Annotated in this window: 18 protein-coding genes and 1 pseudogene; 8 read left to right on the top strand and 11 right to left on the bottom strand. The window is 70.5% G+C overall.

The genetic code is table 11. The features are described from left to right. Window positions 1–167: 167 nt before the first annotated feature. The gene (locus OG199_RS40180) at window positions 168–671 is read right to left on the bottom strand and encodes a MarR family winged helix-turn-helix transcriptional regulator (protein WP_405833815.1); all 504 of its coding nucleotides are present in this window, start codon (window positions 669–671) and stop codon (window positions 168–170) included. Window positions 672–811: 140 nt separating this feature from the next. On the opposite strand from OG199_RS40180, the gene OG199_RS40175 reads away from it, so the two are divergent. Next, window positions 812–1,564, top strand: a complete 753-nt coding sequence (locus tag OG199_RS40175) for an SDR family NAD(P)-dependent oxidoreductase (protein ID WP_405833813.1) — start codon at window positions 812–814, stop codon at window positions 1,562–1,564. Between the two features lie 395 nt (window positions 1,565–1,959). On the opposite strand, the gene OG199_RS40170 is transcribed toward OG199_RS40175, so the two are convergent. From OG199_RS40170 to OG199_RS40160, 3 genes are all read right to left on the bottom strand, one after another. Further along, window positions 1,960–2,391: a universal stress protein gene (locus tag OG199_RS40170; RefSeq protein ID WP_356800377.1), complete on the bottom strand. Its 432-nt coding sequence runs from the start codon at window positions 2,389–2,391 to the stop codon at window positions 1,960–1,962. Between the two features lie 366 nt (window positions 2,392–2,757). Then, on the bottom strand, window positions 2,758–3,732 hold the full coding sequence (locus OG199_RS40165; protein ID WP_356800376.1) for an alpha/beta hydrolase: 975 nt from the start codon (window positions 3,730–3,732) through the stop codon (window positions 2,758–2,760). Between the two features lie 103 nt (window positions 3,733–3,835). Continuing rightward, complete coding sequence (locus tag OG199_RS40160) at window positions 3,836–4,153, bottom strand: antibiotic biosynthesis monooxygenase (RefSeq protein ID WP_356800375.1); 318 nt, start codon at window positions 4,151–4,153, stop codon at window positions 3,836–3,838. A 191-nt stretch (window positions 4,154–4,344) separates the two neighbouring features. Between OG199_RS40160 and OG199_RS40155 the strand changes: the two genes are divergently transcribed. After that, complete coding sequence (locus tag OG199_RS40155; protein WP_401803482.1) at window positions 4,345–5,250, top strand: AraC family transcriptional regulator N-terminal domain-containing protein; 906 nt, start codon at window positions 4,345–4,347, stop codon at window positions 5,248–5,250. Window positions 5,251–5,341: 91 nt separating this feature from the next. Further along, entirely contained in the window at window positions 5,342–5,770 is a 429-nt protein-coding gene (locus tag OG199_RS40150; protein ID WP_405833809.1) for a DUF6086 family protein, read from the top strand. Window positions 5,771–5,908: 138 nt separating this feature from the next. Here OG199_RS40150 and OG199_RS40145 read toward each other — a convergent pair whose 3' ends face one another. Next, the gene (locus OG199_RS40145; protein ID WP_405833808.1) at window positions 5,909–6,496 is read right to left on the bottom strand and encodes a TetR/AcrR family transcriptional regulator; all 588 of its coding nucleotides are present in this window, start codon (window positions 6,494–6,496) and stop codon (window positions 5,909–5,911) included. Between the two features lie 189 nt (window positions 6,497–6,685). Between OG199_RS40145 and OG199_RS40140 the strand changes: the two are divergent. Then, a pseudogene (locus OG199_RS40140) lies at window positions 6,686–7,584 on the top strand (NAD(P)-dependent oxidoreductase). Window positions 7,585–7,675: 91 nt separating this feature from the next. On the opposite strand, the gene OG199_RS40135 reads toward OG199_RS40140, so the two are convergent. The 6 genes from OG199_RS40135 to OG199_RS40110 all read right to left on the bottom strand — a co-directional run bounded on the left by OG199_RS40135 (window position 7,676) and on the right by OG199_RS40110 (window position 13,412). Next, window positions 7,676–8,920 (bottom strand): cytochrome P450, encoded by a 1,245-nt coding sequence (locus tag OG199_RS40135; RefSeq protein WP_405833806.1) that lies wholly within the window; start codon window positions 8,918–8,920, stop codon window positions 7,676–7,678. Then, a complete protein-coding gene (locus OG199_RS40130) occupies window positions 8,917–9,696 on the bottom strand; it encodes a ferredoxin (protein WP_405833804.1) in 780 nt (259 codons plus the stop codon). The genes OG199_RS40135 and OG199_RS40130 overlap by 4 nt, the downstream gene beginning before the upstream one ends. Before the next feature lie 62 nt (window positions 9,697–9,758). Further along, window positions 9,759–10,754: a 3-oxoacyl-ACP synthase III family protein gene (locus OG199_RS40125; RefSeq protein ID WP_405833802.1), complete on the bottom strand. Its 996-nt coding sequence runs from the start codon at window positions 10,752–10,754 to the stop codon at window positions 9,759–9,761. Between the two features lie 41 nt (window positions 10,755–10,795). Further along, window positions 10,796–12,028 (bottom strand): beta-ketoacyl-[acyl-carrier-protein] synthase family protein, encoded by a 1,233-nt coding sequence (locus OG199_RS40120; RefSeq protein WP_405833800.1) that lies wholly within the window; start codon window positions 12,026–12,028, stop codon window positions 10,796–10,798. Then, window positions 12,025–12,273, bottom strand: a complete 249-nt coding sequence (locus tag OG199_RS40115) for a phosphopantetheine-binding protein (protein ID WP_356800368.1) — start codon at window positions 12,271–12,273, stop codon at window positions 12,025–12,027. The genes OG199_RS40120 and OG199_RS40115 overlap by 4 nt, the downstream gene beginning before the upstream one ends. Before the next feature lie 86 nt (window positions 12,274–12,359). After that, entirely contained in the window at window positions 12,360–13,412 is a 1,053-nt protein-coding gene (locus OG199_RS40110) for a beta-ketoacyl-ACP synthase 3 (RefSeq protein ID WP_405833798.1), read from the bottom strand. Window positions 13,413–14,150: 738 nt separating this feature from the next. Between OG199_RS40110 and OG199_RS40105 the strand changes: the two genes are divergently transcribed. From OG199_RS40105 to OG199_RS40090, 4 genes are all read left to right on the top strand, one after another. Beyond that, a complete protein-coding gene (locus OG199_RS40105; protein WP_356800366.1) occupies window positions 14,151–15,533 on the top strand; it encodes a lectin in 1,383 nt (460 codons plus the stop codon). 100 nt (window positions 15,534–15,633) lie between these two features. Next, a complete protein-coding gene (locus tag OG199_RS40100) occupies window positions 15,634–17,784 on the top strand; it encodes an RICIN domain-containing protein (protein ID WP_405834823.1) in 2,151 nt (716 codons plus the stop codon). Between the two features lie 26 nt (window positions 17,785–17,810). Beyond that, window positions 17,811–19,103 carry an RICIN domain-containing protein gene (locus tag OG199_RS40095; RefSeq protein WP_405833796.1) on the top strand — a complete coding sequence of 431 codons (1,293 nt, stop codon included), beginning with the start codon at window positions 17,811–17,813 and terminating at the stop codon, window positions 19,101–19,103. A gap of 343 nt (window positions 19,104–19,446) precedes the next feature. Beyond that, window positions 19,447–19,623 (top strand): CsbD family protein, encoded by a 177-nt coding sequence (locus tag OG199_RS40090; protein WP_401803789.1) that lies wholly within the window; start codon window positions 19,447–19,449, stop codon window positions 19,621–19,623. Window positions 19,624–19,772 lie beyond the last annotated feature (149 nt).

Genomic DNA, 19,772 nt, shown 5'->3' with positions numbered 1-19,772 from the left:
CGGAGTTGCCGCGCCGACGGGCGCTCCGGCCGGCGGACCGGCGCACACCTCCGAGAGGCCGGTCGCAGGAACCGCGCGGCGACACACAGACCGACGAGGAGTGAAGTTCTCCGAGCGCGGGGGTACTTCACCGCACCGCGGCACCGAACGGGAAACGGGCCGACGCGTCAGCAGTCCGCTTCTTCGGGAGCGATCGCCTCCCGCTGAGCGGTCCGCGCGACTCGGGAGAGCAGGGTGCGCAACTGCTCGGCGTCCTGGTCGTCGAGGTCGGTGAGGAGGCGTGCCTCGGCGGCGGCGAGGCTGCGCCGTACCTGGTTGAGCCGGGTGCGTCCGGTGTCGGTGATGAGGACCTGGCGTGCGCGCCGGTCACGCGGGTCGGGCCTGCGGGCGACCAGCTCGTGCGCTTCGAGGTCGTCGAGCAGGTAGGTCAACACGGTGCGGTCCAGGCTGACCTCTTTGGCCAGGGCGAGCTGCGAGGGCGGCTCGCCGCCGGCGAGGGCTACCAGGACGAGGTAGCCGCGCGCACCTCCGGGCAGGTCGGCGACGGATTCGGTGGCCACGCGGCGGAACGCGGTGGAGACCATGCGGATCGCCCAGCCCAGGTCGGTGTCCAGCGCCAGGTCCTCGGCCTCACCGCGCGGCTTCTTGTTCTCGGACGTGGATGCGCTCACCGTCGCACTCTAGCATTATGCGCTCCCCGGCAGATGTTCTTGCGAACAGAACATCTGCGCCGCATAGTGGATTGGGCAAGGACGTCGTGCGTGTGATCCACGCCGCGCGACATGACCACCACCAGCAGGGAGGGCGGACGATGAGCGCCAGCACCGCTTTGCGGGGCCGCACCGCACTCGTGACCGGGGCGACGTCGGGTATCGGCAAGGCCGTCGCGCGGAGCCTGGCCGGGCAGGGAGCCACGATCGTGCTGCACGGACGGGACCGGGATCGGGGCGGGACCCTGGTGAAGGAGATGGCGGCCGAGGGCGGCACCGCCCGTTTCCTTTCCGCTGATCTCACCGACGCCGAGGACACGCTGCGCCTGGCCGCCGAGGCCGGCGACGTGGACATCCTGGTGAGCAGCGCGGGTCTGTACGAGTTCGCCCCGACGTCCGCCACCGACGCCGCGGGCTTCGACAGGCAGGTCGCAGTCAACACCCGCGCCCCGTTCCTCCTGGTCGGCGCACTGGCGCCGGGCATGGTCCGGCGCGGACACGGGTCGATCGTGCTGATCGGGTCCAGCGCGGCGCGCCGTCCCGCTCCGGTCGGAGCGGCCTACGGGGCCTCCAAGGCCGGGGCGGAGATCCTCACCCGCTACTGGGCGACCGAGTTCGGCCCGTCCGGCGTGCGGGTCAACACCGTCTCACCGGGCCCCGTACACACCGAGGGCACAGCGGCGATGCTCGGCGAGCACACCGCGCTCCTGGAAAGGACCAACGCACGCGGCCGGGCGGGCGACCCCACCGAGATCGCCGACATCGTCTCGTTCCTGGTCAGTCCGGCCAGCAGCTACGTGAACGGCAGCATTCTGTTCGCCGACGGCGGCGAGCTCAGCACGCTGCCCGCCTGAGGAGACCCGCCCGCCACAGCTCAAGTCCGCCGCTGTGCCACCGTCGTGTCGGCCGCCGTGGCGAAGCCGCCGGCCCGGGGGCTCGGTTCCGTCGCCCAGGTGGGTCCACCGGTCCGCCGTCGCCAACGGGACCCGTCTCCCGGTGGCCGTCGCGGCAGCGGACCGGCCCTGGTCCCACTCGGGTGGCCGCGGACCTCGTGTGCAGGGGCCCATGGCATGCGGGGCAGAGGTCGAAGGTCTCCCGTCCGTCGACACGGCGCACGGTCCGTGACCGACGTCGGCCCGCCCCGGACATCGGTTCCGGGGCGGGCCGTGGAATGACATCGGTTGCGGGGCGGGCCGTGGCATCGCGGCCGGTGTCCGCCGCCTGACGGCGGCGTGGTCCTCGGTGGGGATCAGGCCTCGGTGCCGTCCTCCGGAGCCAGCAGGACGGCGGTACGGCTCGCGTGCGCGACGGCGTCGCTGATCCGGGGGTTGAACAACGCCTCGACGGATCCGCGATGGTGGGGGCTCACCACGATGAGGTCGGCGTCGAACTCCGCCGCCGCCTCGGAGATGGCCGTGGCGATCTGGGTGGTGAGGCCGTGGAACAGGGTCGCGTCGGCCTTGACGCCCTTGTCGCGCAGGGCGGCCAGGGCCTCGTCGACGACTGCCTTCGCCTGGGCGTCGTCCTCGAGCGGGACGACGGCCGCGAGGGTCGCGGAGGAGGCGACGACGTGCACGACCCGGACCTGGGCGTCCGTCAGCCGGGCCAGGTCCCCGGCCAGGCGTACTGCGGAGAGCCGGGTGGGGCTGGGGTCGACGGCGACCAGGATGCGCTGGAACATGGAATCTTCTTTCCCGTTCTGGAAGATACGGAGGATCTTCGCGGTGCTCAGTGACGCCGGAGGACCGGCGCCACTGGGATCAACGTCCGGCGCGGCGCGAGCCTTCCCGATTTCGGTCCCTTGATCGTCCCGTGTTGTGATCATCCGATGGGTGTCAGGGACTGCGGTGCTGTCCCGCACGGTGAGGCGGTCTCGGGTCTCGCACCGATCGAACGCCCGCACCGGCACGAAGCGCATCACGACGTCGTGACGGACCGTGCCGGTCGGGCGTCGGGCTCGGGGCTTCGGGCGTCGGGGCTCGGGGCTTCGGACGTCGGGTGGCGGGCGGCGGGCGTCAGCCGCCGGAGGCGGTGATCCGGTCGATCGTCACGCCGCGGTCCTTTCGACCGGCGACAGAACGCGAGCCAGCCAGTCGTTGCGTGTCCGGCGGGCGCCGGCCGAGAGGCGAGCCCGCGGGTACAGCGCGTCGAATCCATGGAACCCGCCCGCCCAGATGTGCAGTTCCGCCTGGCCGCCGGCCGCCCAGATCCGGGTGGCGTAGGCGACGTCCTCGTCGCGGAAGACCTCGGCCGAGCCGGCGTCGATGTACGTGGTCGGCAGCCCGGAGAGGTCCTCGGCCACCGCGGGTGAGACATGGCCGGGCACCTGATCGTCGCGGAGGTCGCCGAGAACCGAGCGCCAGCCGAACTCGTTCATCTCCCGGGTCCAGACACCGGGACCGCCGGAGTACTGCCGACTCGACGTGGTGACGTTGCGATGGTCGAGCATGGGACAGACGAGCATCTGCGCCGCGATCGTCGGGGTGCCCCGGTCGCGTGCCATCAGCGTGACTCCCGCGGCGAGGCCACCGCCCGCGCTGACTCCCGCCACGACGATACGGGCGGGATCGACGCCCAGTTCGTCGGCGTGCTCCTCGACCCAGAGGAGACTGCGGTAACAGTCGTCGACCGGTGTCGTGCCGCCTGCTTCCGGCGCCAGCCGGTAGTCCACAGAGATGATCACGGCACCGAACAGGTCGAGCCACTCCAGCGGTATGTCGATCTGGGAGAAGCGATCCCCCATGACCATCCCACCGCCGTGCATCCACAGGACGCACGGCGCCCCGGTGACGCGGGTGGCACCGGACGGACTGAAGACCGACAGCGGAATCCGCGCACCGTCCTCACCGGGCACGCCGACCTCGCGATGGTCGACCTTGCGGCCTTCGAGGAGGGAGTCGACGGGCACCGACGGCAACCGGCGCAGCTGGGCGAGTACTTCGGGGTCGAGCCGCGTCATGAGCGGCATGTCGGCGAGCAGAAGACGCAGTTCGGGGTCCAAGGCGGGTCGTACGGTCGTCACCGGGGGTGCCTTTCGTCGGGTTGTGCCGGATGGTCGGGAGCAACGGGCAGGGGGGTCGGACCGGGGCGAATGCGGGCCGGCCCGAGGATCGTGCGGCGGGCTCTCAGAAGGCGGCCTTGCCGCGGACCGGTACGTAGTCGGTGTACTCGGGCTCCTTCGCCAGCATCCCGTCGATCTGCCGCACGATGGCCTGCGCGGCGTCACCGGCGAAGATCCGGTGGTGGTCGTCCTCGCTGGTCCAGCCCTCGGTGACATGAACGACGTCGGGGTCGGACGCCGAACGGCAGACCAGGTAGACGACGCAGTACTCGCTCGCGCCGGGGTTGCCGTCGCTCAGGCCGGTCAGCAGGAGGTCCGTCAGCCGCGCACCGTTTCCGGGCTTTGCGGTCAGGGTGGCGTTGAATCCGTAGGGGGCGGTCATGACTGCCTTCTTCCGTGGGCGAGGGTTGGCGGGCTGTTGTCCCGGACTGGTGGGAGTCCGCCTTCGCCGGGATTCCAGTGATTCCATTGAAGCCGCTTGAGCTGGGAAAACGGTAGAACGATGCTGGCCGATGCTTGCACGATCCTCTCTCGCACGGGAACGAGGAGAACGGCGTGTGGTGCAATGAGGGCATGTACCTCGAAGAGCTCCGAACCCTGCTGGACCGGCATGTGCGGCCCGACTGGACCACGGCCATCGACGGTGTCCTCATCTCGAAGGTCGAGCGGTCCGACCCGCCGGCACCCTCGATGTCCGGCACGGTGCTGGCGGTCATCGCCCAGGGCGCCAAACGCCTCGCGCTGGGCGACCGGATGTTCGAGTACCGGGCCGGGCAGTACCTCGTCGCGTCGGTCGACCTTCCGGTGACCGGCCAGTTCGTCGGAGCCTGCCCGGAGCGTCCGGCGCTGGGTTTCGGTCTGACGCTGGAACCGTCCGCCGTCGCCGAACTGCTGCTGCAGGCAGGGTCCGCGGACGCTCCCCGCACCGGCGGGAGCGCCCTGCCGGGCATCGCCGTCAGCGACGCTCCGGACCAGCTGCTCGACGCCGTGGTCCGGCTGCTGCGTCTGCTCGACGAACCGCGTGACCGGACGGTGCTCGCTCCGTTGGTCAAACGCGAGATCCTGTGGCGGCTGATCACCGGTGAGCAGGGCGGCATCGTGCGCCAACTCGGCCTCGCCGACAGCAGTCTCAGCCACGTCGCGCGGGCCGTGCGCTGGATCCGCGAGCACTACGCGCAGCCGTTCCGGGTCGAGGACGTCGCACAGCTGTCGGGCATGAGCGTCTCCGCCTTCTACCGCAACTTCCAGGCGGTGACCGCGATGAGCCCCATCCGGTTCCAGAAGCAGATCCGGCTGCAGGAGGCCCGGCTGCTGCTCGCCGTCCATCCCCATGACGTCACCGGGGTCGGCCATCGCGTCGGGTACGACAGCCCGTCCCAGTTCAGCCGGGAGTACCGCCGCCAGTTCGGCGCGCCTCCCAGCCAGGACGCCGCCCGCCTGCGTCACACCGCGGGGTCCACCGCGGGTGTTCTTCCCTGACTGCCGCCACCGCCCGGTCTCTTCACGGTGCCCGCGGCGCCCGCCGTCCGGATGACTACGCTGTCCCCGTGACGATCGGAGAGACGCACCGGTGAGCCAGTACTACGCCCTGGGCGGTCAGACGCTGTGGAATCCGTCCAACGGCGCGTCGCGACTGTTTCTGCGCCAAGTGGCCCTCTTCGAAGCCGAATTGGGACTGCCGTCAGGCATCGGGCCCATGGAGTCCGACGAGTGCCGGATCGCACCCGTCGCGTTCAAGGCGTTCGCCGACGCGCTGCTGGCGCGGCACCGCCGAACCACTCATGCCGTCATGATCGCCCTGTCCGAGGGGTTCGTCTCCACGGTGCTGGTTCTCGCGCGGAGGGCGGACATCGAGCTCGCCTGGAACGCGACCGGGAGCGCCGCGGGCGATCAGCTCACGGACCTCCAGGTCCCGGCGCCTCCGGCTCCTGATCAGGAGACATGGGCAGCCGCCCTGCGCCAGAGGTCGCTGGATCTCGGCCGCTTCATGGCCCGCTGAGCCACAAGCTCCCGCCGACAGGGCCCAGGACACGCGCTGCCGCACGAGGCCGCACACGCAATACGAGGACGACCCTCCGCCTTGCGATGCACCGCATCTGACGCCGCACGCTGATCACCGGGGATCACGGGACGGCCCTCAGCTCACCGCGGCATCGAGAAGAGGGCCGAGTTCCTGGCACACGGTCGTCAGAGCGCGGACGTCCCGTTCGGCTCGGGCCATGAGGATCGCCCCCTCGAGGGCGCTGATCATGAGCGTGGCGAGAGCGTCGGCCCGCTCCTCGGGCACGCCCATGTCCGCCAGGGCCCGGGACACCGCGCCGGTCCACGTGGCGAAGGCGCCGGACGCGGCCTCCCGGGTGGAGGCGGTGGACTGCGCGCGGTCCACCGTGGCGGCGGCCACCGGGCAGCCCCCCGCGAAGCCGGCGGTCCGGTACTCCTCGGTCCACTGGCGGACCATCTCGGCGAAGAGACCGCTGGGCGTCGGCTCGGGCAGCGCGGCGAGGAAGCGGGCGACTCGGTTGCCCGCGTATCGGCCGGCCCAGCCCACGGCCTCGTTGACGAGCTGTTCCTTGCCACCGGGGAAGTAGTGCTGGAGCGAACCGCGCGGCGCCCGGGCGTGCGCGGCGACCTCGCGCATCCCCGCCGCGGCAACCCCGTCGCGCCGGATGAGCTGGGCCGCACTGAAGACCATCCGCTCCCGTGGCCCTCGTTCGGACACCGCCATCGTCGACCTCCACCTCCCGTTCCGCGAGCTGTCCGGAGTCCACCCTATGACCGCCGTCATAGAACCGACTACTATGACCGCTGTCATAGTCGCTGATGACGACGGCCCGCCTACGCCCTCACCGGAGGACACCGGCGACGGCTCGGTGTCCTCGGCGACCTCGGCGTGGAACAGGAACGGTGGTGCGGGGTGTACGTGGGTTTCGTCGGTCTCGGGGTCATGGGACAGCCCATGGCGCTCAACTCGCTCGCGCGGGAACCCCCCTCGTCGTCTGGAACCGCACCCCGGCCAGGTGCGATCCCCTGCGCTCCGCCGGAGCCGACGTCGCGGCGAACCCGGCTGAGGTGTTCGACCGGGCGGAGACCGTCATCCTCATGCCGGCTGACGAGACCGCCGTCGACACCGTCCTGGGGCGGGGGACGCCGGACTTCGCCGCCCGCGTCGCCGGACACACCGTCGTCCACATGGGCACGGTCTCGCCGGAGTATTCCGTCGGCCTGCGGGACGACATCGGTTCCGTGGGCGGAAGCTACGTCGAGGCGCCGGTCTCCGGTTCCCGAGTCCAGGCGGAGCAGGGGCAGTTGGTGGCGATGCTGGCCGGTGACGCCGAGGCCGTGAAGGCCGTACGCCCGCTGCTCGCTCCGCTGTGCCGTGCGGAGTTCGACTGCGGTCCCGTCCCTCGCGCGCTGCTGATGAAGTTCTCGGTGAACCTGTTCCTGATCACGCTGGTCACCGGTCTGACCGAGGCTTTCCACTTCGCCGAGCGGCACGGGCTGGACCAGCGCCTGCTCCAGAACGTCCTGGACGCGGGTCCGATGGCCAGTGCCGTGTCCCGCGTGAAGGCGCCGAAACTGCTCGCGCGCGACTTCGCCGTCCAGGCGGCGACCACGGACGTCCTCAAGAACAACCGGCTGATCGCGGAAGCCGCCCGAAAGGCCGGCCTGGCCTCCCCGCTCCTCGACATCTGCCACACGCTCTTCGACGAGACGGTGGCCCAGGGGCACGGCGGCGAGGACATGGTGGCCGTCCTGCACGCACTGGAGGCCCGGACCGGCGGTGCGCGCCGCGTCGGCTCGCCGGACACCTGACGCGGACGGGATGCCGCACCCCGGGCGACGCGAGCGGCGCGGACGAACCGGGCGCCGGGCAGGGTTCCTTGCCCGGCACGGTCGCCCTCGGCTACCAGGTCACCGGCAAGGCGCGAAGGCCGTAGACGATGGCGTCCTGGTTGTAGACGAGGTGGTCCGGCGGTGTCGCCAGGCGCAGTCCGGGCAGGCGTCGCAGCAGGGTGGCGAGGATGATCTGAAGCTCGACCCTGGCCAGGGTCTGGCCCAGGCACTGGTGGGTTCCGTAGCCGAAGGCCACATGGCGCCGCGCGTCCCGGGTGACGTCGAGTTCGGAGGGGCAGGTGCCGCCCTCCGTCGCGAACACCGCCGGGTCACGGTTGGCGGTGGACAGCATGCAGATCACGCCGTCGCCCGCCGGGATGGTGACCCCGCCGACCTCGACGGAGCGCGTCGCCGCACGGCCCAGGCCGAGGTGGATGATGGTGAGGTGGCGCAGGAGCTCCTCGACGGCTCCGCGGACGAGCCCGGGATCGTCGCGCAGGAGTGCCGTCCGACCGGGGTCGCGCAGCAGCGCGAGCACGCTGATGGCCGCCATGTTCGCGGTGCTCTCGTGACCGGTGACCAGCAGCAGGAATCCGAGGGACGCCGTCTCCTGGGGAGTGAGGTCGTCGCGTGCCACCAGACGGCTGAGGATGTCGTCCGCCGGGTGCTGACGCTTGTGGTCGGCCAACTCGGCGAGATAGTCCATGAGTTGAGCATGCGCTTGCTCGGCCCGCTTACGGGTCGTCCGGTTGTCGAGCAGGGTGCGGCTGAGCGACTCGAACAGGTCGTGGTCCTCGTAGGGCACTCCTAGCATCAGACAGATGACCAGCGACGGGATGGGCAGGGCGAAGTCGGCCACGAGGTCGGCCGAGGTGCGTCCGTCCGTCATACGGTCCACGGCCCCGTCGACGATGTCCTGGATGCCGGGGCGCAGTTCCTCGATGCGCTTGACCAGGAAGTCCTTGGTGACCATGCGGCGCAGACGGGCGTGTTCGGGGTCGTCCATGCGGATGAAGCTGGGCTTCGCGGTCGCCAGTTCCCGCTGCCCCGCGGAGAGGAACGGGAAGCCGGGGGTGCGGGCGTCGGCGCTGAAGCGGGGGTCGGCCAGTACGGCGCGTACCTCCTCGTAGCCGGTGACGAGCCAGCACGCGGTGCCGTCCGGCAGCGCGGCACGGGTGACGGCGGCGTCATGAGCGGCGGCCGTGTAGGCGGGGGGCGGGTCGAAGGGACGACTGCCGTAGGGGGCGGGGAGGTCGAGCGGGGGAGCGGGCGCGGTCGCGGTCATCAGCCGGGCTGTCTCCTGGTGGGGGGTCATGTGGCGTCCATGAGGGTGATGGCTCCGCTGGGGCACAGGTCCGTGGCCACGCGCACATCGTCGGTGTACTTCGGATCGGGCTCCGGTACGAGCAGGGTGACGCGTCCGTCCGTGTCGCTCTGCTCGAACACCTGCGGCGCGGCGCCGGCGCACTGCCCCGTGCCGCAGCAGCGTTCCCTGTCCAGGCGCACGGTGAGGTGCGGGCGTCCGGCCCCCGCGTCGTCGGAGGGGGTGCGCAGGACGCCGAGGGTGGTGGCCATGGCGGCGGTCTGGCCGGCCAGGACCAGCAGTTCGATCAGTTGCTCCGAGCTCAGGAAGCGCGCGAGGTGGTGCCAAAGTACGTCCGGCACCGTGGAGTTGTCGGCGAGCAGGTCGCAGGTCGCCAGAAGGGCGCGCTCCTCGTCCGTCCAGGGGTGGGCGTCCGGGGCCGCTGCCGTGGCCAGGATCTCCTCCGGTGTCAGTCCGGCCTCGGTCGCCGGCGTGCGGTGGCGCTCGTGGACGAAGGTCCCGCCGAGCCGGTGGGCGGTGCGCAGGACGACCAGTTCGCGTCGGCGGTCACCGAGCGTTCCTTCGTGGGTGAGCACACGGGCGAGGGAGAGCCAGGCGTGGGCCAGGGCGGGGTGATGCGCGAGGGTGCCGAAGAGGTTGACCCGGCCGGCACCGTCCTTCTGGGAGTCCGCCAGGAGGGACCGCAGCGACGCGGGCCACTCGGACGGCGGGAGGGGCGGAATGCGGGGAGGGCCGGACACCCGGACGGTCGCGGGTGAGGAGGTCATGAGGGTGCCTTTCGGATGCGTACGGATGCGGACGAGGCAGCGCGTCCCGGGGTGTCGGGGGCTCACCACCTGCAGACGACGACTCCCGCGCTGGCCCCGCTCGCGAAGCCGAACATGCCCACCAGGTCCCCGCGTCGCAGGCGGCCGCTCTCCAGGGCGGTGGCCAGCTGGAGCGGGATGGTGTTGGTCGCCACGTTGCCGTGGGCCGGGAAGGTGGCCAGGATCCGTCCAGGGTCCACACCCACCCAGTCGCAGACGACCCGGGTGAACGGCACCGACGGCTGGTGCACGCAGACGAGGTCCAGGTCGTCGCTCTCGACGCCGAACTCCTTCAGCGCTCCACGCACCTTGCCGGGCAGCCCCTCGAACGAGTCCACCAACCGCGCCGAGTCGATGCGGAGATGGCCGAGCCTTCGGTGCTGCGCGTAGGGGTTCGGCAGCGTCGCCGCCCGCCAGCCCCACGAGTTGGCGAAGAAGCGCGAGCCGACGATGCCGATCCGTCCGCTCGCCTCCACCAGCAGGGCGGAGCCCATGTCGCCGGTGCTGAGGCTGGGCAGCGCGGTCAGGATGTCCGCCGGGTCCTCCACCTCCCAGCGGCTTTCGCGGGTGCTGACCTCGGCGGTGGTCACCAGCACCCTGCGGTACCGGCCGCCCCGGATGAACGCGTCGGCGACCTCCAGGGCGTTGAGGACGCCGTTGCAGGCGTTCTTCAGGTCGAGCACGGGACACCCGAGGCCCAGTTTGTCGGCGACGACATGGGCCGTGGCGGGCTCCTCCATGTCGGCGAGGATGCCCGCGTAGAGAAGCAGGTCGACGCCGGCCGGATCGGTGTCCGTGTCCGCGAACAGGCGTCGAGCCGCGTGAACGGCCAGGTCGGAGGGCTGATCGTGGTCGGCGGCCACGGTGCGCTCGGCCAGCCCGTACATGCGCTGGAGCACCCCGCGGGACAACCGCGCGGCGGGGCTGCCCGCGCGGAAGCGGTCTTCCACCGCGGCCACGCTCTGTCGCCCCTCGGGGATGTGGACCGTGGCGTGAACGATGCTGCTGTGAAGGGTCATTGACTCAGTCCTCGGATCGGTCCTCGGTGAAGAGCGGCACGTCAGTCCTCGGTGAGGAGCAGCACGACGTTGTGCCCGCCGAACCCGAAGGAGTGGCTCACGGCGGCACGGACGCGCTGGGTGCGCGGCAGGTCCGTCACACAGTCCAGGTCGAACGGGAGGTCGTCGGCCGTGAGGTTGGCGATCGGAGGCACGGTGGACCGATGGATGGTCAGGGCCGTGAGCGCCGCCTCGATCGCGCCCGCGGCACCGAGGCTGTGCCCGAGCACGCCCTTGGGTGCGGTCACGCTGGGCCGGTGCGGGAGCACGCGGCCGATCAGTTCGGCCTCGGTCAGGTCGTTGAGCGGCGTGGAGGTGCCGTGCGCGTTGACGTGATCGACGTCGGCCGCGTGCAGGCCGGCTTCGGCGAGCGCCGCCCGCAGTGCCACCTCGGCGTGAACTCCGCCGGGAGCCGGGGCGGTTGGATGGTGGGCGTCGGAGGAGAGGCCGACCCCCGCGAGCCGCGCGTAGGCGCGCCTGCCGCGGGCCCTCGCGTCCGCCTCCCGTTCCAGTACGAGTACGGCTGCGCCCTCGGCGATCACGAAGCCGTCCCGGTCCGCCGCGAAGGGCCGCGAAGCCGCTCCGGGGTTGCCGGTACGGGCCGACAGCGCACCCATCCGCTGGAAGCCCGACGTGACCACGGGAGTGACCGCCGCCTCCGCGCCACCCGCCACCGCGATGTCGCACAGGCCGGCCAGAAGCAGCTGGCGCGCCGTGGCCAGCGCGCTGGCGCCGGACGCGCACGCCGTCTCCGTGGCCAGGGAGGGCCCGTGGGCACCGAGGTCCAACAGCACTTCCCCGGCAGCCATGTTGGGGATCAGCATGGGCACCAGCGCGGGAGAGACCAGCTCGGGACCGCCTTGGTGGTGGCGGAGGGTCTGTTCCTCCAGATGCGCCGCTCCGGCGAGTCCGGAACCGATCACGACGGCGACGCGGGCACCGTCCCACCGCGCGGGGTCGAGGCCGGCGTCGGCGACCGCCTCGCGCGCGGCGAGCACGGCGAGCCGGCTGAAGTGGCCCATGCGCCAGGCCTTGCCGCCGCCGATGCGGGCCTGCTCAGGCGTCATGGCCGGGATGCGGCAGGAGAAGTCGACTGGGCAGCCCTTGAGTTCGGGGTCCGTCACAGCGGCGGAACGACCGCGCAGGATGCCTTCCCAGGTCGGCTCCCGGCCGACACCGGCCGGGGTGATCAACCCCAGGCCGGTGATCGACACGATGGTCTGACGGGATGTCACGAGGACCCCCGCTGGGCCCGCTTGGCGTTCAGCGCGGCGACGAGCCCGCCCACGGTGCTGTGCTTGGCCGCCTCGTCCTCCGCCACGGGGACACCCAGTTGCTCCTGGAGCGCCAGGGCGAGTTCGGCGAGCGCGAGCGAGTCGAGGTCGAGGCTCTCCAGGGTGGCTTCGGGACGGATGCTCTCGGGGCTGACCTCGAACTTCTCGGTCAGTACGGTGGTGACGGCGGACTGGACGGGGGACATGGACGTTCCTTTCGACACAACGGACGGCAGCGACAGGGAAGTGACGCGGGGGACTGTGGACGGAGGACCTCGGGGAGGGCCGAGGGTCAGGCGGTCGGAGCGGCGGGGACCGCCACGGGCGGCACGAAACCGTCGAGCGGCGGCACGGGCGGGAGATCCGGCCACAGCAGCGCGGCCGAGCCCCAGGTCAGTCCGGCTCCGAAGGCGGTCAGCAACACGCGCTGCCCGCTGTGTAGTTCACCCCGGGCCGCGGCGTCGGCCAGGGCCAGCGGAAGGGAAGCGGCGCCCGTGTTGCCGACCCGCTCGATGTTGGTGACCTGCCGATGACTCGGTACGGGGATGCGGGCTCCGACGGCGGACAGGATGCGGGCGTTGGCCTGATGGGCGCAGAACCGGTCCACGTCCTCGGCCGACCAGCCCGCGTGTTTGAGCACGGTCTGGGCGGACTGTGTCATCCGGGTCACCGCGTGCTGGAACACCTCACGTCCGCGCATGCGGAAGTAACGGTCGTCCGGCCGGTAGGCGTCGGGGCGGGCACGCTCCAGCGCTCCGCCGCCGGGCACCTGGATCAGGGTGTCCTGCGAGCCGTCGCTGCCGAGGTCGAACGCCACGACGCTGCCCGGCTCGCCCCTGCCGCCCTTCCGCAGGACGGCCGCCGCGGCACCGTCCGCGAACACGATTCCGGCGGAGCGGTCCTGCGGGTCGATCAGGGTCGAGTACACGTCGGCAGCCACCAGGAGCACCCGGTCGGCGCACCCGGACGCCAGGACACCGGAGGCCGTCGCGAGACCGTAGACGAATCCGCTGCACGCGGCGGACACGTCCCACGCGGCCGCCCCGCCCAGCCCGAGCCGGGTGGCCAGCCGGGGCGCCATGGCCGGCAGGGGCCGGTCCGGGGTCGACGTGGCGACGATGACGGTGTCGACCAGCGGATGGCCCGCTACGGTCAGCGCCTTGCGGGCGGCCTCCAGGGCGAGATGGCCCGTGGCGACACCGGGCGCGACCCAACGTCGCTCACCGACGCCACTGCGCCGGCGCACCCAGGCGTCGTCGACACACCACGCGACGGGCAGCTCGCCGTTGGCCACCGCACGCGGTGGAACGAACCCGGCGATGCCCTCGAGGACGGCCGTCGTCACCGGGCGGCCTCGCGGTGTCGGGCCGACAGCGGGATCGCCAAAGGGGCTTCACTACAAGGAGATTGGTGAGTCACACACGCCTCGATGGGGAGTGATCTTGAACGAGCGGCATGACTGTAGATCGGATCAAGATCACCTCGCCACGCGACATGATGCGAACAAAAGAGCCATTGATCCCGGATGGCCATAAAAGTCCAGCTCAGCGCCTGGAGCGCAGAATCGTTACGGCCGTTGAGCCAGTCGCGCGCCACCCGAAAGGCGGCAAAAGGGGACGGCCGTTCGAGAGCACATATGAACAGCGTGCAGGCGCTCCCACCGCACCCCGCCGGACCCGCTCGCCGGTGTCCCGCCCCTCCGTGCGAGCGCCCGACCCGCCACCGGCGCGCGCTGCCGGCCCCCCTGCCTCCGTGGTCACGGCTTCCCGGACGAAGGGTCAGGAGGGCAAGGCGTCACTTCCAGCTCCGAACACATGGACGATCGACTGACGTTCGGAAACATGACCCCATAGGGGCACCGCGCAGCCGGGGCATCGCCTCCTCGCCACCGCCACCCGGCCGCGTCACGTTCAACTCCTTGTGCGTTGAGCCCAATTCACAGACTCCCTTGCTTCATCTCTTGACGACTTTGGTTCAGACCTTTAAGTTCCCGATCACCACGGCTCCATGAATGCACCCATCGTTCATGAACGTGAACACTCCCCCACCATCAGCCTCCCATGAAGGGCTGTGATCCCCCCTGATGACCAGCCAATCCCTGACGCGCTCAACGGTGTTGCGCGCCGCGCTCACCACCTCGCTGCTCGCGCTCTCGGCCGGTGCCCTGACGGCGGCGCCCGCCTCCGCCGCCACCGGTACGATCACGGGCCTCGCGGGCAAGTGCCTCGACGTGGCCGGCGCGAGCTCCGCGAACGGCACGGCCGTACAGCTCTACGACTGCAACGGGACCTCCGCCCAGCAGTGGACGGTCGGCTCCGACGGGACGATACGGGCCCTCGGCAAGTGTCTTGACGTCACCGGCAACGCGACCGCGGACGGTGCCAAGCTCCAGCTGTGGGACTGCTCGGGCGGCGCGAACCAGAGGTGGACGGTCTCCGCGGCCCACGACATCGTCAATCCGCAGGCCAACAAGTGCGCCGACGTCACGGGCAACACCTCGGCGAACGGCGCCCCGATACAGATCTGGACCTGCACGGGCGGCGCCAACCAGAAGTGGACCGCGCCGGCCGCGGGCGGCGGCGGCACGAATCCCTCCGCGCCGATGGCCGTCGCCCCGTACCTCTACAACGGCTGGGGCAGCCCGCCGAACCCCACCACGGTCATGAACGCCACCGGCGTCAAATGGTTCACGCTGGCCTTCGTGCTCAGCAACGGCTACTGCAACCCGCAGTGGGACGGCAGCCGCGCACTGACCGGCGGCGTCGACCAGCAGACGGTCAACACCGTGCGGGCAGGCGGCGGTGACGTCATCCCGTCGTTCGGCGGCTACAGCGGCAACAAGCTGGAGAGCTCCTGCTCGAGTGCCGGAGAGCTCGCGGGCGCGTACCAGAAGGTCATCAACGCCTACGGGCTCAAGGCCATCGACATCGACATCGAGGCCGACGCCTACAGCAACACGACGGTCCAACAGCGCACCGTGGACGCGCTCAAGACCATCAAGGCCAACAACCCGGGCATCAAGGTGTACGTCACCATCGGAACCGGGCAGAGCGGCCCCGACACGGGACTCATCAACCGCGCCGCGTCCTCCGGCCTGACCGTGGACAGCTGGACGATCATGCCGTTCGACTTCGGCGGCGCCGGCCAGAACATGGGCACGCTCACCCAGCGGGCCGCCGAGGGCCTCAAGACGGCGCTCAAGAACGCCTACGGCTACAGCGACGACCAGGCGTACCGGGACCTGGGCATCTCCTCCATGAACGGGATCACCGACCAGAACGAGACGGTCACCGTCGCCGACTTCCAGGCCATCCTCGGCTACGCCCAGCAGCACCACCTGGCGCGACTGACCTTCTGGTCGGTCAACCGCGACCGCCCCTGCACGAGCGGCGTCGCCGACAGCTGCTCCGGAGTGGGCCAGCAGGACTGGGACTACACGCGCGTCCTCGCGAAGTACACCGGCTGACCTTCCCCACCCCCCACCAGCGCAGGAGAGCCCCGTGTTCAGATCAACAAGTCATTCCGGCCGCCGCCGGATACCGCAAACGCTCACCGCGGTCGCCCTCGTGGCGACCACGATCTCGGGCCTGTCGGTCGCCACACAGGACAAGGCGACAGCCGCGGCCGCCGCGGTGCCCACCGGCTGGGCCACGGTCGTCAACGCCGCCAGCGGCAAGTGCGTCGACGCGCGCGCCGCCGCGACGGCGAACGGCACCGCGGTCCAGCAGTACGCGTGCAACAGCAGCCAGGCCCAGCAGTGGCAGTTCGCGGCCACGTCCGGCGGTTACTCCCAGGTCGACAACCGAGCCGACGCCACCAAGGCGTGGGACGTCACCGATGTCTCGACGGCGGACAACGCGCTGGTGCAGCTGTGGACGTACAGCGGCGGCAACAACCAGCAGTGGCAGGCCGTTGCGGACTCCGGCGGCTCCTACCACTTCGTCAACCGCAACAGCGGCAAGTGCCTGGACGTGCCCAGCGCGTCCACCGCGGACAGCGTGCAGCTCCAGCAGTACACGTGCAACGGCACCGCGGCCCAGTCGTTCTTCGTCAATCCCGTCGACACGACGCCGCCGCCCGGGACCCCGGACCTCGGCCCGAACGTCACCGTCTTCGATCCGTCGACGCCCGCCGCGACGATCCAGAGCAGCCTCAACTCGGCCTTCTCGCAGCAGGAGACCAACCAGTTCGGCACCGCCCGCAAGGCCTTCCTCTTCAAGCCGGGCACCTACGACGCCAACGCCAACGTCGGCTTCTACACACAGGTCGCCGGCCTCGGTCTCTCCCCCGACGACGTCAACATCCGCGGCTCGGTGCACGCCGAGGCCGACTGGTTCCAGGGCAACGCCACCCAGAACTTCTGGCGGTCGGCGGAGAACCTGTCGGTGACCCCGACCAACGGCTCGGACCGCTGGGCGGTGTCGCAGGCGGCTCCGTACCGGCGGATGCATCTGCGCGGCAACCTCGCCCTGGACGACGGCGGTTGGTCCAGTGGCGGCTACATGGCCGACACGAAGATCGACGGCCAGGTCAACTCAGGTTCGCAGCAGCAGTGGCTCTCGCGGAACACCGAATGGGGCAGCTGGACCGGCTCCAACTGGAACATGGTCTTCGTCGGCTCCAGGAACGCCCCCGCCAACAGCTTCCCCAACCCGCCGTACACCACGGTCGCCCAGGCACCGGTCACCCGTGAGAAGCCCTTCCTCTACGTCGACTCCGCGGGCGCCTGGAAGGTGTTCGTGCCCTCCGCACGCACCAACACCAGCGGCACCACGTGGAGTGCGGGTACCCCGGCGGGCGCGTCCCTGCCCCTCTCCGACTTCTTCATCGTGAAGCCGGGCGCGACGGCCGCCCAGATGAACGACGCGCTCGCCCAGGGCAAGAACCTGCTGGTGACGCCCGGGGTCTACCACCTCGACCAGACGCTGAAGGTGACCCGGCCCGACACCGTCGTCCTGGGCCTCGGCCTGGCCACGCTCATCCCCGACAACGGCATCACGGCGATGCAGGTCGCGGACGTGGACGGGATCCAGCTCGCCGGCCTGCTGATCGACGCCGGGACCACCAACTCCGCCCAGCTCGTGGAGATGGGACCGAGCGGCTCCTCCGCCGACCACAGCGCCGACCCCAGTTCCCTGCACGACGTCTTCTTCCGCATCGGCGGCGCGGGCGTCGGAAAGGCCACCACCAGCCTGACCATCAACAGTGACGACGTCATCGGTGACCACCTGTGGCTGTGGCGCGCCGACCACGGCAGCGGGGTGGGCTGGACGAGCAACACCGCCGACACCGGCCTCGTCGTCAACGGCGACGACGTGACGATGTACGGCCTGTTCGTCGAGCACTACCAGAAGTACCAGACCATCTGGAACGGCAACGGTGGCCGCACGTACTTCTACCAGAACGAGATGCCGTACGACCCGCCCAACCAGGGCGCCTGGATGAACGGCTCCACACAGGGCTACGCCGCCTACAAGGTGGCGAACTCGGTGACGAGTCACCAGGTGTACGGATTCGGCAGCTACTGCTACTTCAACGTCAACTCGTCCGTCGCGGCCGAGCACGCCATCGAGGCGCCGAACAACGCGAACGTGAAGTTCAAGGACATGGTGACGGTCTCCCTGGGCGGTACGGGCACGATCCGGCATGTCATCAACGACCGTGGCGGGCCGTCCAACTCCGGCACGAACGTCGCCAACCTCGTCAGCTACCCGTGACCCGCTCAGAGGGGACTGATCAGCCGATGCACACCACCGGATCCGGACCGACGCGCGTGGTCCTGCGGGTACTTCTGCTGCTGGCGACCCTGCTCGCCGTGGCGGCTCCGCCCGCCGCGCAGGCGAGCACGACGGCGACCCCGTTCAAGGTCCTGGCGCTCTACAGCGGCACCTGGGACGCGGCCCACATCGACTTCGAGAAGGAGGCGAACGACTGGTTCCCGAAGCAGGCCGCGGCCAACGGCTTCACCTACACGTCCAGCACCAACTGGGACCTGCTCAGCAACGGCGGCGTCAACGCGTATCAGGTCGTCTTGTTCCTCGACGACCTGCCGCAGACGGCGGCCCAACGGAGCGGCTTCGAGCAGTACATGCGCAACGGCGGCGCCTGGATGGGCTTCCATGTCTCGGCTTTCACGACCAGTGCCTCGGACTGGCCGTGGTACCACAACCAGTTCCTCGGCAGCGGGAACTTCCAGTCGAACACCTGGGGCCCGACCACAGCGGTCCTGAAGGTCGAGGACCGTACGCACCCGGCCACCAAGAACCTGCCCGCCACGTTCACCTCGGCGGTCAGCGAGTGGTACAGCTGGTCCAACGACCTGCGGCAGAACCCGGACATCAAGATCCTCGCGTCCGTCGACCCCAGCAGCTTCCCGCTGGGCACGGATCCCAACCAGAGCTGGTACAGCGGCTACTACCCGATTCTGTGGACCAACACCAAGTACAAGATGCTGTACGCGAACTTCGGTCACAACGCGATGGACTACTCGACCAACACCCGTCTGTCGTCGACGTTCGCGAGTGAGACACAGAACCGGTTCGTGCTGGACGGCCTGAAGTGGCTGGGCGGAGCCGACAACACGACTCCGCCGGCGGACTCGATCTCCGAGACCGCCTGGTACTCGCTGACCAACGCCGGGAACGGCACGTGTGTGGACGCACGCGCGGCCGCCACGGCGAACGGGACCGCAATCCAGCAGTACGCCTGCAACGGCACGCAGGCACAGCAGTTCCAGTTCCGCTCGACCGACGGCGGCTACCGGCAGGCCGGCATCCGCGGCAACCCGCAGCAGGTCATCGACGTGACCGGCGTCTCGACCGCCGACAACGCGCCACTGCAGCTGTGGAGTTACGGGGGCGGGCAGAACCAACAATGGCTGCCCGTCAAGGAGAGCACCGGGCGCTACCACTTCAGCGCCCGGCACAGCGGCAAGTGCCTGACGGCGGCGAGCGCGGCGACGAACAGCGTGCAACTCACCCAGCGCACCTGCGACGGCTCGTCCGCGCAGAGCTTCACGCTCACCTCGCAACCCTGACCGACCGGCACAAGGGTGCCCCTGTTCCACCGCGCGCGGCGGCGGGACAGGGGCACCGCCATGTGCGTCGGGGGGGGCGGCCCCGCGGAATGGACGGCGAGTGCCGGGGCACACGGCCAGAGGAGCCTCGTCGCCCCCATCCCCGTGGCGGCGAGGTTCCGCACCGAGGACGCGGCGACCGGGGAAGCGTGGTACGCATCGGCGAAGCCCCGGACCCCGCGGGCCACCGAACCGCTCGCGCGGCGCCGGTTTGCGTCACCCGCCCAGCGGCCACACGGTGAAGAAAGGTGCGTCGCCCCTACGGCAACGCACTCGTCGGCGATTCGGGAAGAAGGCGGTCGTGATGTTCAAGGGAAACGCCAGGACGCAACAGATCACGGGCAGGATGCGGGAGACCCTGGGAAAGGCCCTGGGAGACAAATCCATGCAGCGCAAGGGCCGCAACGAACAGTTGCGGGGCAAGGCCCATGAACTGACCGGAAAGGCCGCGGACCGCATGCGCAAGCGGACCAAGCACTGAATGGAAGCCGAGCCGGCGGCCGGTGAAGCCACCGCCTCGTCCGGCGGGCGTCAGGGCGTCGTCCGGGACCGCGCACGACGCCCCGCCCCCGCCGAGGACATGACGCGCCGCCCTGAGGGGGTCGGTCGCCGGGGGGACCCGGGGCGGAT

The organism is Streptomyces sp. NBC_01176, from assembly GCF_045039825.1.
GTDB lineage: Bacteria > Actinomycetota > Actinomycetes > Streptomycetales > Streptomycetaceae > Streptomyces.
This window is presented reverse-complemented; position numbering and strand designations above follow the sequence as displayed.